Origin of the sequence: Paracoccus sp. M683 (genome assembly GCF_007096355.1) — a bacterium.
Lineage (GTDB): Bacteria > Pseudomonadota > Alphaproteobacteria > Rhodobacterales > Rhodobacteraceae > Paracoccus.
This window is the reverse complement of record NZ_VKDF01000002.1, coordinates 315,743-328,547: the sequence shown is the minus strand read 5'-3', so window position 1 is coordinate 328,547 and position 12,805 is coordinate 315,743. Positions and strand designations below refer to the sequence as shown.

Sequence of the window (12,805 nt, the reverse complement as noted above, 5' to 3'; positions counted from 1 at the left end):
AGGCGCCGGCCTCGAAGGCGGCATGGGTCGATTCGATCTGTTCCGCAACGGTGATCGGGACCGCTGGGTTGTTCGACTTGGTCGGAAGGCTGCCCGTGATGGCAACACAGATAATGCAGGGCGTGGTCATGTCGGTTGTCCGGTTGTGGCGCGCCCCGAAAGGGTGTGGCCCGGTTCAGGGTGATCGGTCGGATAGGCGGAGGAAGCCGGATGGTGATTGCGCTGACCGCTGGCGCCGCCGGGTTCATCCGGGGTCAGGAACATCCCTTCCGCATCGGCCAGCGACCGGCCGGGGCAGCCGGGGCACGGGTTGTCGTGGTTCTTGCACATGGCTAATCCCTTTCTGGCTATGGTCGGGTCAGGCTGCGGCAGCCGATACCAACGGCATCTTGCCCAGTGCCTCGATGAAGAAGGGGCGGAATCCGTCTGGATGCTCGCTCATCGGGAAATGGCCAAGCTCGTCCATGACGGCCAGGGTGGCGCCGGGAATGGCGGCGGCGGTGCGGCGCGCGTCCTCGGGCGTGCAGGTCAGGTCATAGGCGCCGACGATCAGATGCACCGGCGTCCGCGCGGTGTCGATCCGGCCCAACCGCCCGATCAGGCTTTCATCGCGGGTATAGAAGGACAGATCGCCGCGAAAGACGCCCGGACCCGATTGCATGAACATCCACAGCGTATTCCAGCGCTCGGCCTCGGGCGCGTGGGGCGAGATATTGGCCGAGACCAGCGCCGCCCCCATCTCGCCGCCATGGGCATCGGGGCGGTGAAACCAGTCGATGTCATACCAGGCCGACTGGAAATCGGATGCCTCGATGGCGATGAATCCCGAAAACCGGTCGCCATGCAGCGCCGCCAGTTGCAGGGCGATGCGCCCGCCCATGGAACAGCCCGCCAGAACCGGACGATCCAGCCCAAGCGCGTCGACCATGGCCAGGACGGTTTCGATATAGGCCTCGGTCGTCAGCATGTATTCCTGGGTCTGAAAACCCTCGGGCGGCAGCGATTTGCAATGCCAGGGCATGTCAAAGGCGATCAGCCGGTTGCTCGCGGTCACCTGAGGATCATTCATCAGATGCCGCCATTGCCGCGTATCCGCGCCGGCCGTGTGCAGGCACAAGACGGGGCGACCCTGCCCGGCCTCTTCGAAATAGATGCGATGGGGCACACCCGACAGGGTGACGGTGACATAGCGCCCGGCAATGGGCTCGATCCGACTGGTCATTTCGCCATCTCCTCGCGCGGCAGGGCCATGAATTCCTTGAAAAATCGCAGGTTCTTGACCAGCGCCAGAATGTCGCCCTCGATCCGGCCGCGGGCGATCTTCACAAGGCCGAAAATGTCGTGAAATCCCGGCTCGGGCCGGGGCTGCCAGAACTTTTCCAGCGCCTCGGCATCGGTGATCAGCGCGAAACGCCAGGGCGTCTTGCGGCTTGGCCCCGGCTGGATGCCGGCCAGCGCCCCCTTGTCGAAGGTCAGGTAATATTCGTCCTCGCCGACCTTCAGCAGCACGGTTTCCGAAAACAGCCGGCCAAGCCGCAGCAGATGCGGCGTGTCATCCAGACGCTTCTTCATCGTCGTCAGGCGATCAAGCATGACGCCCCCCTTTCCTTGTCGAATATTGCGAAATCTGTCCTGCCCAGACTGATGCGCCGCGCCCAAGGGGGCAATGTCGCGCCGGGTATCCTGCAATACCCATCGCAATGATGGCATAGGGCTTGCCTGCGGGGTCACGGTATCGGACCATACTGATGCGGGCATTGGTCGGTGCCCGCAAAGCCGCCAAGAATGGATGACACAGGGCCAGCCGAACGCAAGCTGTGGGTGGCCCAACGCATTGCAGGCTTATGGAGGAGAAACACCGATGCGCAATGTTACCATCGAGAACGTCACCGATGTGGTCATCAACTCGCTTGGCCAGAACGGCCAGATCACCCAGCGCAACCGCGAGATCATGACCGGCCTGATCCGCCATATGCATGATTTCTGCCGCGAAGTGAAATTGCAGCATGACGAGTTCCTGTTCGCCTGCGACTACCTGGCCCGCGCCGGCCAGCTTAGCAGCGACAAGAGGCAGGAATTCATCCTGCTGGGCGATATTCTGGGCATCGAGGTGCTGGTCGACATGCTGACCCACCCGGCCACTGGCATTGAAAGCGAATCCTCGGTTCTGGGGCCGTTCTACCGCGAAAACCCGCCGGTCCTGCCCAAGGGCGCCTCGACCGTGCAAAAGGCGTTCGACAATCAGGAATCGGTCTATTTCGAGGGCCATGTCCGTGATGCGGACGGCAAGGGTATCGCCGGCGTGACGCTGGATGTCTGGGAGGACGCGCCCAACGGCCTGTATGAAAACCACGACCCCGATCAGCCCGACTTCAACCTGCGCGGCCGGTTCGAGACCGACGAGAACGGCCATTTCGCCTTCCGCGCCGTGCGCCCGGTGCCCTATCCGATCCCCGATGATGAAACCGCCGGCGAATTGCTGCGGGCGATGGGCCATCATCCGAACCGGCCCGGCCATATCCACTTCATCCTGGCCAAGGATGGCTATCGCACGCTGATCAGCCAGGTCTTTGACAGCAGCAGCGACTGGCTGGACAACGACTCGGTTTTTGCGGTCAAGGAAAGTCTGGTCGCCGAGTTCAACAAGGCAGGCGAAGAACTCGACCAGGACCTGTATGTCAATTTCGATTTCGTCCTGAAACCGCAGCAAGCCTCTGCCGCCAAGGCAGCCTGACATTTGCAGGATGATGACAGCAAAACCCCCGCGCCCTGTGGGGGTTTTATTTTTGGCGCGACCAGGCCGAAACTGGGGTAGTTTCAATCGCAAGGGGGGTCCGATGAACCTGAAGCAGCTGACCTATTTCGTGACGCTGGCCGAAGAGCTGCATTTCGGCCGCGCGGCCGAGCGGCTTGGCATGGCCCAACCCCCGCTGTCGCGGCAAATCAAGCAGTTCGAGGACGAGCTGGAGGCCGTGCTGTTCAACCGCGGCCACCGCGCGATCACCCTGACCCAGGCGGGCGAACGGCTGCTGGAACGCGGCCAGGCCATTCTGCGCGATCTGGAGGACACCCGGCTAGAGGTGCGGCGCATCGGTCAGGGCGCCGCCGGCCGGCTGCGGGTGGGCTTCGTCGGTTCGGCCACATTCGGGATTTTGCCCAATATCATCAAATCCTTCCGCGCCGCCTATCCCGAGGTCGCGATGAGCCTGATTCCGATGAACAACGCCCAGCTGTATCGCAGCCTGATCCGGCGGGAAATCGACGTGGCCTTTGCCCGCCCGACGCTGAGCGACAAGGAATTTCTGACCAGAAAGCTGCGCGAAGAGCCGCTGATCGTTGCCGTGCCCGACACGCTGGACACCGGCCATCATCAGACCTGCGACCTTGGCCGGCTGACCGATGGCAACCTGATCCTCTATCCCGAGTTTCCGCGTCCCAACTATGCCGATTTCGTGCTGGAGCGCTGCAAGGAGCGGGGGCTGGACTTCAAAAAGCGGGTCTTCAGCCAGGATCTTCAGACGGCGCTCAGCCTTGTGGCCATTGGCGAGGGCATCTGCATCATCCCCGAATCGGTGCGCAGCGCACAGCGCGCCGGCATCCGGTTTCTGAACATCATGCCGGAACTTGGCGCGACCGAGCTTTCGGTCAATTACCGCATTGATGAGCAAGGCGTGCATGTCAAGAATTTCGTGAAACTGGCGCAAGCCGTCTCGAAAAAGACGTTCTAGGTCGCAGACTCAATCAAGCCCACCATAGGCGTTGTTGCAGAACTCATCGACTTCCGGGATTCACAGCGTGAATCCGGTGGGTTAAGCGCCTGCCATGACGAAGCCCGAACCTGCCCGCTATCGTACGACGAACTGGAAATCCTGTAACGACGCGCTGAAGCGGCGCGGGTCGCTGCTCGTCTGGCTGGACCCGGATATGGCCTGGCTCGCTCCGAAATGCGGCAAGCCGGGGCGTCCGCCCGTGTTCTCCGACGCGGCCATCCAGTTTAGCCTGATGGTGAAGGTGCTCTGCGGCCTGCCGCTCCGGTAAACGACGGGCTTGGTTTCCAGCATCCTCAAGATGGCAGGGCTGGACTGGACGGTACCCGACTTTTCCACGCGCAGCCGGCGCCAGAAGACGATCACCGTCCAGCTCTCGTTCCGCCGGACCCAGGGCCCCCTGAAGCTGTTGGTGGATAGCACCGGGATCACGTTTCTCGGCGACGGCGAGTGGCTGGCCAGGAAGCACGGCACCCACCGCTGCCGCCAGTACCGCAAGGTCCATTTGGCCATGGATGCCGCGACAGGCGACATCCGGGCGGTAGAGTTCACCTCCAGCCGAGAGGGCGACAGCCCTGTCCTGCCCGAACTCCTCGACCAGATACCGGATGGCGAGGAAATTGGCACCGTAACGGGCGATGGCGCCTTTGACACCCGGAGGTGCCATTCGGCGATCCTGGCGCGCGACGCCACGGGAGCCATTCCCATCCGCAAGAACGGCCGCCTCTGGAAGGAGGACTGCCGGCTGCGCTCGCCAGGAACGACATCCTGCGGGCGACCCGGCGCCTCGGCCGGACGATCTGGAAGCGGTGGTCCGGATATCATGTCCGTAGCAAGATCGAAGCTCGGATGAGAAACCTGGGGTCCTTCGGCGAACGGATCGCGTCAAGGGATCCCGATCGCCAGACCGCCGAGATCCACATCCGAGTTGCCCTGATGAACCGCTTCAACGCCCTCGGCACCGCCGAGATCGAACGCGTGGCCTGATCTTGGTTGGGGAAAGGGGCATCACGTCTTGGCGCCGACTTCTGCAATAACGCCGTTCAAGACTGTTACGAACGTCAGCTTCGGGCCGATCACGGCTGCGATCCGTGGGCTTCCAGGCGGCTTGATCGCAGTTTCGCGTGGCGCGTACCCTGTCCAAGAGCCTGGAACGAACAGAGCGGCATCCTGGCGGGATAGGCCGTCCTTTGAAACAGAAAGCAAACCTTCCTGAAACGCCATAACGGGAAATCTGGTCGGAGCGAGAGGATTCGAACCTCCGACCCCCTGCTCCCGAAGCAGGTGCGCTACCAGGCTGCGCTACGCTCCGACCGTAGGAGGGGCAGGTAGCGTGGGGCGGGCAGGAATGCAAGGGGAATCGGGATCCTTTCCGCCAGGCCTTGGATTTCGTGTCAGGTCGAGCTGCCTTCGCATGACCCAGCAACTGCCAAGGCCCGAATTTGTCCCGCCGATGCCGCAGGCGCGCAGTGCAGGTTGGAAAGGGCACAGCCCGCCCCGCCCGCTGATCGTGAATTTCGGGGCCCGTCCCCAAAGGGCCGCGAGGCCGGAAACCTAGCGCCGATCCGCCCCTGACGTATCGGCCGCAGGTTTCTCGGCCGGATCGGACGACTGGTCTCGCCCCGGCACCAGCCGTTGCAGCAAAGTCGATTTCGGGGCCGTCACGGTCTCGGGGCGCATGCGCGCCGCGATCACCGGGCGGTTCTGCGATTGACCGCCGCTGCCCTCACGCCAGACGATATAAATCCCCGAGGCGATGATGATGGCCGTGCCGATCAGGGTGCCGGCATCCAGCCCCTCGCCAAAGATGAACCAGCCAAAGATCGTGGCCCAGATGATCTGCGAATATTGCATCGGCGCAACCACCGCCGCCTCGCCCGTGCGATAGGCGCGGATCACCAGAAAGCCGCCGATCAGGCCAAGGACCGAAATCATCCCGGCCAGCATCAGATCGCCCAATGGCATCGGCCGATAGGCCAGGCCCAGCATCCCGCCGGTCAACACGAAATTGCCCAGCATCGGCCACAGCATAAGCACTACCGCCCGCTCGGACGTGCCCAGCTTGCGCACGATGACCGAGGCCAGCGCACTGGCAGCCGCCCCGACCAGCGCCGCCAGATGGCCAGCGGTCAGATCGGCCTGACCGGGGCGCAGCACGATCATCACCCCTGTCAAGCCGACGATGACGGCACCCCATCGGTGGATGCCGACCTTTTCGCCCAGAATCGGGATGGACAGCACCGTCACCATCAGGGGCGTTGCGAACAGGATCGCATAGACCTGCGCCATGGGCAGTTGCGAAAAGGCGAAAAAGCCGCACAGACCCGCGATCACCACGCAGATCGAGCGGACGGCGACCCAGCCGGGGCGGTTGGGGCGCAGCGTGGCCTCGTTGCGGTCGCTCAGCAGGATGACGGCGACCAGCGGGAAGGCCAGAAGCTGCGAGAAGAACAGGATCTGATGCGATGGGTATTCACCGCCCAGCGCCTTGATGACGGCGTCATGCGTGGCATAGACTGCCATCGCGACCAGCGCGATGACCGCGGCCTTGCTGTTGTTGACGCCGCCCATCGCGATGCCTGCCCGTCAGCGACCGGAATCCAGCGCCGCCAGAATCGCGTCGCCCATTCCCGCGGTCGAAACCGGAACGCCGCCCTCGGGGCCCATCAGATCGGCCGTGCGCACGCCATTGGCCAGCACCGTTTCGACCGCCCGTTCCAGTTCCGCCGCCGCATCGCCCTGATCAAAGGAATAGCGCAGCGCCATGGCAAAGCTGAGGATGCAGGCGATCGGATTGGCCTTGCCCTGACCGGCAATATCGGGGGCCGAGCCGTGCACGGGTTCATACAGCGCCTTGGGCCGACCATTGGCCATCGGCGCGCCGAGGCTGGCCGAGGGCAGCATGCCCAGCGACCCGGTCAGCATCGCCGCCGCGTCCGACAGGATGTCGCCAAACAGGTTGTCGGTCACGATCACGTCGAATTGTTGCGGCTTGCGAACCAGCTGCATGGCGCCGTTATCGGCATACATATGGGTCAGTTCGACATCGGGATATTCGTTGTCATGGACCCATTGCACCTCTTCGCGCCACAGGATGCCGGATTCCATGACATTGGCCTTCTCCATCGAGCAGACCTTGTTGCTGCGCTTGCGCGCCAGCTCGAACGCGGCGCGGGCCACACGGCGGATCTCGCCACTGGTGTAACGCTGGGTGTTGATGCCGACGCGGCCACCTTCGTTATCGGGATTGTTGTCGTCGGCATGAATGCCGCGCGGCTCGCCGAAATAGACGCCGCTGGTCAGTTCGCGGATGATCAGGATGTCCAGACCGGCCACCACCTCGCGTTTCAGCGACGAGAAATCGGCAAGCGCATCAAAGCATTGCGCCGGACGCAGGTTGGCGAACAGGTCCATTTCCTTGCGCAGGCGCAGAAGGCCGCGTTCGGGTTTGACGCTGAAATCCAGCACGTCGTATTTCGGCCCGCCCACGGCACCCAGCAGCACCGCATCGACCTGCTGCGCGCGGGCCATCGTCTTGTCGGCCAACGGCGCGCCATAGGCATCATAGGCCGCACCCCCAACCAGATCCTGACTGACATCGAAACGCATGCCGCGATTTGCCGCGAACCAGTCGATGACGCGGGTGACCTGCGCCATGACCTCGGGGCCGATGCCGTCGCCGGGCAGGATCAAAAGGGAATAGCTGTCGGACATCGCGGCCTCCTCTAAGCACTGTCGTTGTTGCACTAGGCCGGCGCTGCCTCTTGGTCAAGTTCACGCCGAATTTGGTTGCGGATCGCGGTGTGATCGGGCGGGATGACCAGCAACTGACAACCTGAGGGCAATCGAGGCAGATATGAAACTTTGGGACGCGATCATGGTGCTGGTCGTGCTGACGGGCGTTCTGCTGGTCGGCGCGCAGGTTGCGCGGGCCGAGGACCGGCTGTCAGTGCCGTTGCCCGACATTTCAGGTCTCAGCGAATCCCAGGCCGAGGCGCTGACCCGAGAACTGGCCGAGGTGAACGTCATCACCTCGAACTGCCCCGACTATCCGGTCAGCAATGGCGAATGGACGCTGATGACCGGAACAAGCGACCTGCTGGCGGCCAAGCTGGGCATGGATCCGGGCGATTACGACCGCACCTATTACGGCCCGGCCTTCGCCCTGCTGGACGATCCGGCAGTCTGTGACCGGGTCGGACCCAAGGCCAAGCCCCTGATCGACCGGCTGGTCGGCATGGGTGGCGCGACCGAGGCCGCGACCGACTGACCGGGCCGTCCAGCCCAGCCACTTGCGCATCGCCCGGTCATGTCGCAGCTTGCCCGAAAAGCAGCGAGGACACATGCCGGTCATCTCGGCCTCGATCATCAGCCTTGTGCTGGGCTATACGCTTAGCCAGTTCTACCGCGCATTTCTGGCGGTTCTGTCACCTGTCCTGGGGCAAGAGCTTGGCGCGACAGCCGATGATCTGGCCCTGTCCTCGGGCATGTGGTTCATCGCCTTCGCGGCGATGCAGGTGCCCGTAGGCTGGGCGCTGGACCATATCGGCCCGCGCCGCACCGTGGCGGTGCTGCTGGGCCTTGGCGGGGCAGGCGGGGCCGCGATCTTTGCGCTGGCCACTGCGCCCTGGCACCTGCATGTCGCCATGGCGCTGCTGGGCATCGGCTGCTCACCCGCATTGATGGGGCCGTATTACATCTTTGCCCGCGAATATCCGGCGGCGGCATTCGGCTCGCTTGCGGGGATGATGGTGGGGGCCGGATCCCTGGGCAATATCCTTGGCGCCGCGCCGCTGGTCTGGCTGATCGACGCAATCGGCTGGAGACAGGCCTTGTGGGGCCTGGCCGGCGTGACCCTTGCCGTCGCTGCCGCGGTGGCGCTGTTCGTCCGCGACCCCGAGAGGCTGGGCGACGATCATCCGCGTGGCTCGCTGGCTGAACTGCTGCGCGTGCGCGCGCTGTGGCTGATGCTGCCCTTGCTGGCGATCAGCTATGCGGTTTCGGCCTGTATCCGTGGCCTGTGGGCCGCGCCCTATCTGGCCGAGGTCTATGGCGCCGATGCCCGCATCATCGGTCGGGCAACGCTGGCCATGGGGCTGGCAATGGTGATCGGCAATTTCCTCGTCGGTCCGGCCTCGCGGCTTCTGGGCGGGGCGCGGCGCACGCTGATGATCGCGACGGCGGGAACGATGGCGGTGCTGGCGGCGCTGGCCTTCAGGCCCGATGCCGGGCTGAGGCTGGCCATGGTGCTGTTGGCGTTGATCGGGCTGGCCGGCACAAGCTATGCGGTGCAGATGACCCATGCGCGGCCTTTCCTGCCAACACATCTGATCGGGCGCGGCGTGACCTTTCTGAACATGATCTCGATTGCCGGCGTCGGGGTAATGCAATTCGCCTCGCGTCCGGTCTATCGTTGGGCGGCCGATGGGCGCACGCCCGATCAGGTGTTCTCGCTGCTGTTCCTGTTCTTCCTGATCCCGCTGAGCATCGGCTTTCTGATCTATTTCCTGACCCCCGAGGCCCCCGATGAGTGAAACCCCGCTGGTCATCGCGCCCAACCTGAAACGCCGGCTGTCGGGCGTCACCGCCACCGTGGTTCGCCTTGTGCCCTTGCAGGCCCGGATGATACCGATCCGCGCCACCGGGCCTGGCCTGCCGCCCGAAGTGCCGCATATCCCGCTGATCCGCGCCGCAACCTTGCCCCGCGACCGCTGGCGCGTCTGGCACGCCCGCCGCAATACCGAGATGTTGCTGGGCCTGGCCCTGCGCCATGTGCTGCGACGCAAATACCGGCTGCTGTTCACCTCGGCCTCGCAACGGGCACATTCGGGCTATACCAAGTGGCTGATCAACGGGATGGACGCGCTTGTCGCGACATCGGCCAAGGGCGCGGCCTATCTGGACCACCCTGCCACGGTCATTCATCACGGCATCGACACCGATGGATTCGCCCCGCCCGCCGACCGCGAGGCGCTGCGCGCGCGGCTGAACCTGCCTGCCGGGCAAACGCTGGTCGGCTGTTACGGTCGCATCCGCGCCAGAAAAGGCACGGGCGATTTTGTTCATGCGATGCTGGCGCTGCTGCCCTCTCGTCCGCAGGTCACCGCGCTGGTCATGGGCCGCGCCACCGAACAGCACACAGGCTATCTGTCCGATCTGAAAGCTCAGGTCGCCGCCGCCGGCCTGTCGGACCGCATCCTGTTTCTGCCCGAGGTGACAGTGGACCGCATGGCCGACTGGTATGGCGCGCTGGACCTTTACGTCGCCCCGCAGCGGTGGGAGGGTTTCGGCCTGACGCCCCTTGAAGCCATGGCCTGCGGCGTGCCCGTCGTGGCCACCCGTGTCGGCGCCTTCGAGGAATTGCTGACCCCCGACACCGGCACCCTGATTGCGCCCGAGGACGGCCCGGCACTACAATCGGCCATTGCCCGCTGGCTGGATGATCCCGCCGCAATGGCGACGGCGGGCCGCGCGGCCCGTGCCCATACCATCGAAAACCACGGTATCGAGGTCGAGGCCCGCGCCCTTGTCGCCATCTATCGCGACTTGCTGGACCGCGCGCCATGACCCCGCTGCGCTTTCATTTCGCCCGGCTTTTCGGGGATGAGCCGCTGCTGGCCGGCATGTCAGTGCCGCAGGCCGCGCTGCTGGCCGGACTGGCGGATCAGCAGGTCGCGCTGGTCGGCAATGCCCGCGCATTGACCGAGGGGCGGCAGGGCGCGGCCATCGACGCCGCCGATCTGGTGATCCGCATCAACCGCGCACCCATGCCCAGCCCCGAAAGCCACGGCAGTCGCACGGATTGGCTGGCCCTCGCCACGCGGTTGAACGCCGCCGACCGCGACCGTATCGCACCGGACCGCGTGCTGTGGATGTCGCCCAAGCGGAAGCGTCTGGACTGGCAGACCGCGACCAGCCCCGGTTTCTACCTGCACCCCCTGGCCGATTACAACGCGCTGAAAGATCAGCTTGGCGCGCCGCCCACCACCGGGGCGATGATGATCGACCTGTTGCTGCGGTCCGATCTGGCCGGGCTGACGCTGTATGGCTTTGACTTTTTCGCCAGCCAAAGCCTGTCAGGCCGCCGCAGGGCCGATCAGGTGCCGCATGATTTCTCGGCCGAGGCGGACTGGGTCGCAGGGCTGTCCGCCACCGACGCGCGGCTGCGACTGATCAGGCCGGGCGACTGACCCGGCCTGACTGATCCGCTGTTATCCCTGCCCCGCGCCGGCTATTTCGCAGCGGCGATGCAATCAACCTCGACCTTGGCTCCCACGGCCAGCCCATTCGCACCAAAAGCTGCGCGGGCCGGGAAACGGCCCGGTTCGAAATAAGTCCGATAGATGTCGTTGAAGGCGCCCCATTCGCTCATATCGGCCAGCATGACGGTGCATTTCACCAGATCCTGCATGCCCAGGCCATGCCGTTCCAGCACGGCTTTGACATTGTCCATAACCTGCTTTGCCTCGCCCTCCATCCCGCCGGGGGCCAGATCCAGCGTGCCGGGCAGATTGCCGATCTGGCCCGACAGATAGACGGTATCGCCAAGGCGCACCGCCTCGGAGAAAGGCAGATCGGGCGGCATGCCCTCAGAGTTCAGAAATTCAGGCGTCTCCTGGGCGAATGCCGGCGATACAAGCGCGGCAAAGACGCCGACCAGTACAAGCTGTCGCATGATGAAATTCCCTTTCTCACATATCCCGGATCCACCCCAGACCCTGAAACCAGCTTGATCCAGCACCATATGTCGGTCAACCGTTGACGAAGGTGCCTGCGGACAGGTCTGCGCGCCTTCCATATTTGGACTGTTTGCGCTAATGGCGCGGGCACCGCATGAAAAGGAATCCCTTGATGGGCTATAAAGTCGTCGTCGCCGGCGCCACGGGCAATGTGGGCCGCGAAATGCTGAACATCCTCGCCGAACGCGAATTTCCGGTCGATCAGATCGCCGCGCTGGCATCGCGCCGGTCCATCGGCACCGAAGTCAGCTTTGGCGACAAGACGCTGAAATGCCAGGATATCGACGGTTTCGATTTCGAAGGCTGGGACATTGCGCTGTTCGCCATCGGTTCGGACGCGACCAAGAAATACGCGCCGCTTGCCGCCAAGGCCGGCTGCACCGTGATAGATAACAGCTCGCTTTACCGCTATGACCCCGACGTGCCGCTGATCGTGCCCGAGGTGAATGCCGACGCGATCGAGGGCTATCGCGCCAAGAACATCATCGCCAACCCCAACTGCTCGACCGCGCAGATGGTCGTGGCACTGAAGCCGCTGCATGACCGCGCCCGGATCAAGCGCGTCGTCGTTTCGACCTATCAATCGGTCAGCGGCGCCGGAAAAGAGGGGATGGACGAGCTGTGGAACCAGACCAAGGGCATGTATGTGCCGGGGCAAGAGGTCGCGCCAAAGGTCTTTCCGGCGCAGATCGCCTTTAACGTCATTCCCCAGATCGACAGCTTCATGGAAGACGGCACCACCCGCGAGGAATGGAAGATGGTGGCCGAGACCAAGAAGATCATGGACCCCAGGATCAAGGTCACTGCGACCTGTGTGCGGGTGCCCGTCTTTGTCGGCCATTCCGAGGCGGTAAATGTCGAGTTCGAGGATTTTCTGGACGAGGACGAAGCCCGCGACATCCTGCGCGAGGCGCCGGGCCTTCTGGTCGTGGATAAGCGCGAGCCGGGCGGCTATGTCACGCCCATCGACAGCGTGGGCGAATTTGCCACCTATGTCAGCCGCATCAGGCAGGATTCCACAATCGAAAACGGGCTGAACCTGTGGATCGTGGCCGACAACCTGCGCAAGGGCGCGGCGCTGAACGCCGTTCAGATCGCCGAATTGCTGGGCAACCGGATGCTGAAAAAGGGCTGATCGCGCTGAGTTTCTGGCCGGAACACACGATTTGCAAGGCGGCGGGGGATTTGTCTCTGCCGCCTTTTTTGCGGGACAGATTGCTCAATCCTTGTCGTGCACCGCGCTGGCTGATGGTGGATCTTTCAGAAACACATTCGCGCGACATCTCGGCGCGCGGCCAC

The 12,805-nt window shown here is 63.9% G+C and carries 14 protein-coding genes, 1 tRNA gene and 1 pseudogene; 9 read left to right on the top strand and 7 right to left on the bottom strand.

Annotation, left to right across the window (positions count from 1 at the left end):
• On the bottom strand, positions 1-130 hold a 130-nt coding region (locus FNJ84_RS04795), incomplete at its 3' end, for a 3-keto-5-aminohexanoate cleavage protein (protein WP_143791860.1).
• Between the two features lie 80 nt (positions 131-210).
• Between FNJ84_RS04795 and FNJ84_RS22320 the strand changes: the two genes are divergently transcribed.
• On the top strand, positions 211-336 hold the full coding sequence (locus FNJ84_RS22320; protein ID WP_255471042.1) for a hypothetical protein: 126 nt from the start codon (positions 211-213) through the stop codon (positions 334-336).
• A 22-nt stretch (positions 337-358) separates the two neighbouring features.
• On the opposite strand, the gene FNJ84_RS04790 is transcribed toward FNJ84_RS22320, so the two are convergent.
• A complete protein-coding gene (locus FNJ84_RS04790; protein WP_143791859.1) occupies positions 359-1,222 on the bottom strand; it encodes an alpha/beta fold hydrolase in 864 nt (287 codons plus the stop codon).
• Positions 1,219-1,593, bottom strand: a complete 375-nt coding sequence (locus tag FNJ84_RS04785) for a hypothetical protein (RefSeq protein ID WP_143791858.1) — start codon at positions 1,591-1,593, stop codon at positions 1,219-1,221. The genes FNJ84_RS04790 and FNJ84_RS04785 overlap by 4 nt, the downstream gene beginning before the upstream one ends.
• Positions 1,594-1,861: 268 nt before the next feature.
• On the opposite strand from FNJ84_RS04785, the gene FNJ84_RS04780 reads away from it, so the two are divergent.
• The 3 genes and pseudogenes from FNJ84_RS04780 to FNJ84_RS04770 all read left to right on the top strand — a co-directional run bounded on the left by FNJ84_RS04780 (position 1,862) and on the right by FNJ84_RS04770 (position 4,754).
• Positions 1,862-2,734, top strand: coding sequence for a dioxygenase (locus FNJ84_RS04780; protein ID WP_143791857.1), 873 nt, complete (start codon positions 1,862-1,864; stop codon positions 2,732-2,734).
• A gap of 103 nt (positions 2,735-2,837) precedes the next feature.
• Positions 2,838-3,728 carry a LysR family transcriptional regulator gene (locus tag FNJ84_RS04775; RefSeq protein ID WP_143791856.1) on the top strand — a complete coding sequence of 297 codons (891 nt, stop codon included), beginning with the start codon at positions 2,838-2,840 and terminating at the stop codon, positions 3,726-3,728.
• Between the two features lie 94 nt (positions 3,729-3,822).
• Positions 3,823-4,754 (top strand): annotated as a pseudogene (locus tag FNJ84_RS04770) (IS5 family transposase).
• A 248-nt stretch (positions 4,755-5,002) separates the two neighbouring features.
• Here FNJ84_RS04770 and FNJ84_RS04765 read toward each other — a convergent pair.
• The 3 genes from FNJ84_RS04765 to leuB all read right to left on the bottom strand — a co-directional run bounded on the left by FNJ84_RS04765 (position 5,003) and on the right by leuB (position 7,481).
• Positions 5,003-5,079, bottom strand: a tRNA-Pro gene (locus tag FNJ84_RS04765).
• A 242-nt stretch (positions 5,080-5,321) separates the two neighbouring features.
• Positions 5,322-6,338 (bottom strand): DMT family transporter, encoded by a 1,017-nt coding sequence (locus tag FNJ84_RS04760; RefSeq protein WP_143791855.1) that lies wholly within the window; start codon positions 6,336-6,338, stop codon positions 5,322-5,324.
• A 15-nt stretch (positions 6,339-6,353) separates the two neighbouring features.
• A complete protein-coding gene (gene leuB / locus FNJ84_RS04755; protein WP_143791854.1) occupies positions 6,354-7,481 on the bottom strand; it encodes a 3-isopropylmalate dehydrogenase in 1,128 nt (375 codons plus the stop codon).
• Positions 7,482-7,623: 142 nt separating this feature from the next.
• Here leuB and FNJ84_RS04750 point away from each other — a divergent pair, with 142 nt between their 5' ends.
• The 4 genes from FNJ84_RS04750 to FNJ84_RS04735 all read left to right on the top strand — a co-directional run bounded on the left by FNJ84_RS04750 (position 7,624) and on the right by FNJ84_RS04735 (position 10,957).
• A complete protein-coding gene (locus FNJ84_RS04750; RefSeq protein ID WP_255471041.1) occupies positions 7,624-8,037 on the top strand; it encodes a hypothetical protein in 414 nt (137 codons plus the stop codon).
• A gap of 73 nt (positions 8,038-8,110) precedes the next feature.
• Entirely contained in the window at positions 8,111-9,301 is a 1,191-nt protein-coding gene (locus tag FNJ84_RS04745) for an MFS transporter (protein WP_143791853.1), read from the top strand.
• Entirely contained in the window at positions 9,294-10,334 is a 1,041-nt protein-coding gene (locus tag FNJ84_RS04740; protein ID WP_143791852.1) for a glycosyltransferase family 4 protein, read from the top strand. Before FNJ84_RS04745 ends, FNJ84_RS04740 begins: the two co-directional genes overlap by 8 nt.
• Positions 10,331-10,957, top strand: coding sequence for a glycosyltransferase family 29 protein (locus FNJ84_RS04735; protein ID WP_143791851.1), 627 nt, complete (start codon positions 10,331-10,333; stop codon positions 10,955-10,957). The genes FNJ84_RS04740 and FNJ84_RS04735 overlap by 4 nt, the downstream gene beginning before the upstream one ends.
• Positions 10,958-10,998: 41 nt before the next feature.
• Here the strand turns inward: FNJ84_RS04735 and FNJ84_RS04730 are convergent, their stop codons facing one another.
• A complete protein-coding gene (locus tag FNJ84_RS04730; RefSeq protein ID WP_143791850.1) occupies positions 10,999-11,442 on the bottom strand; it encodes a RidA family protein in 444 nt (147 codons plus the stop codon).
• 176 nt (positions 11,443-11,618) lie between these two features.
• Between FNJ84_RS04730 and FNJ84_RS04725 the strand changes: the two genes are divergently transcribed.
• Positions 11,619-12,641, top strand: a complete 1,023-nt coding sequence (locus FNJ84_RS04725) for an aspartate-semialdehyde dehydrogenase (protein WP_143791849.1) — start codon at positions 11,619-11,621, stop codon at positions 12,639-12,641.
• Positions 12,642-12,805 lie beyond the last annotated feature (164 nt).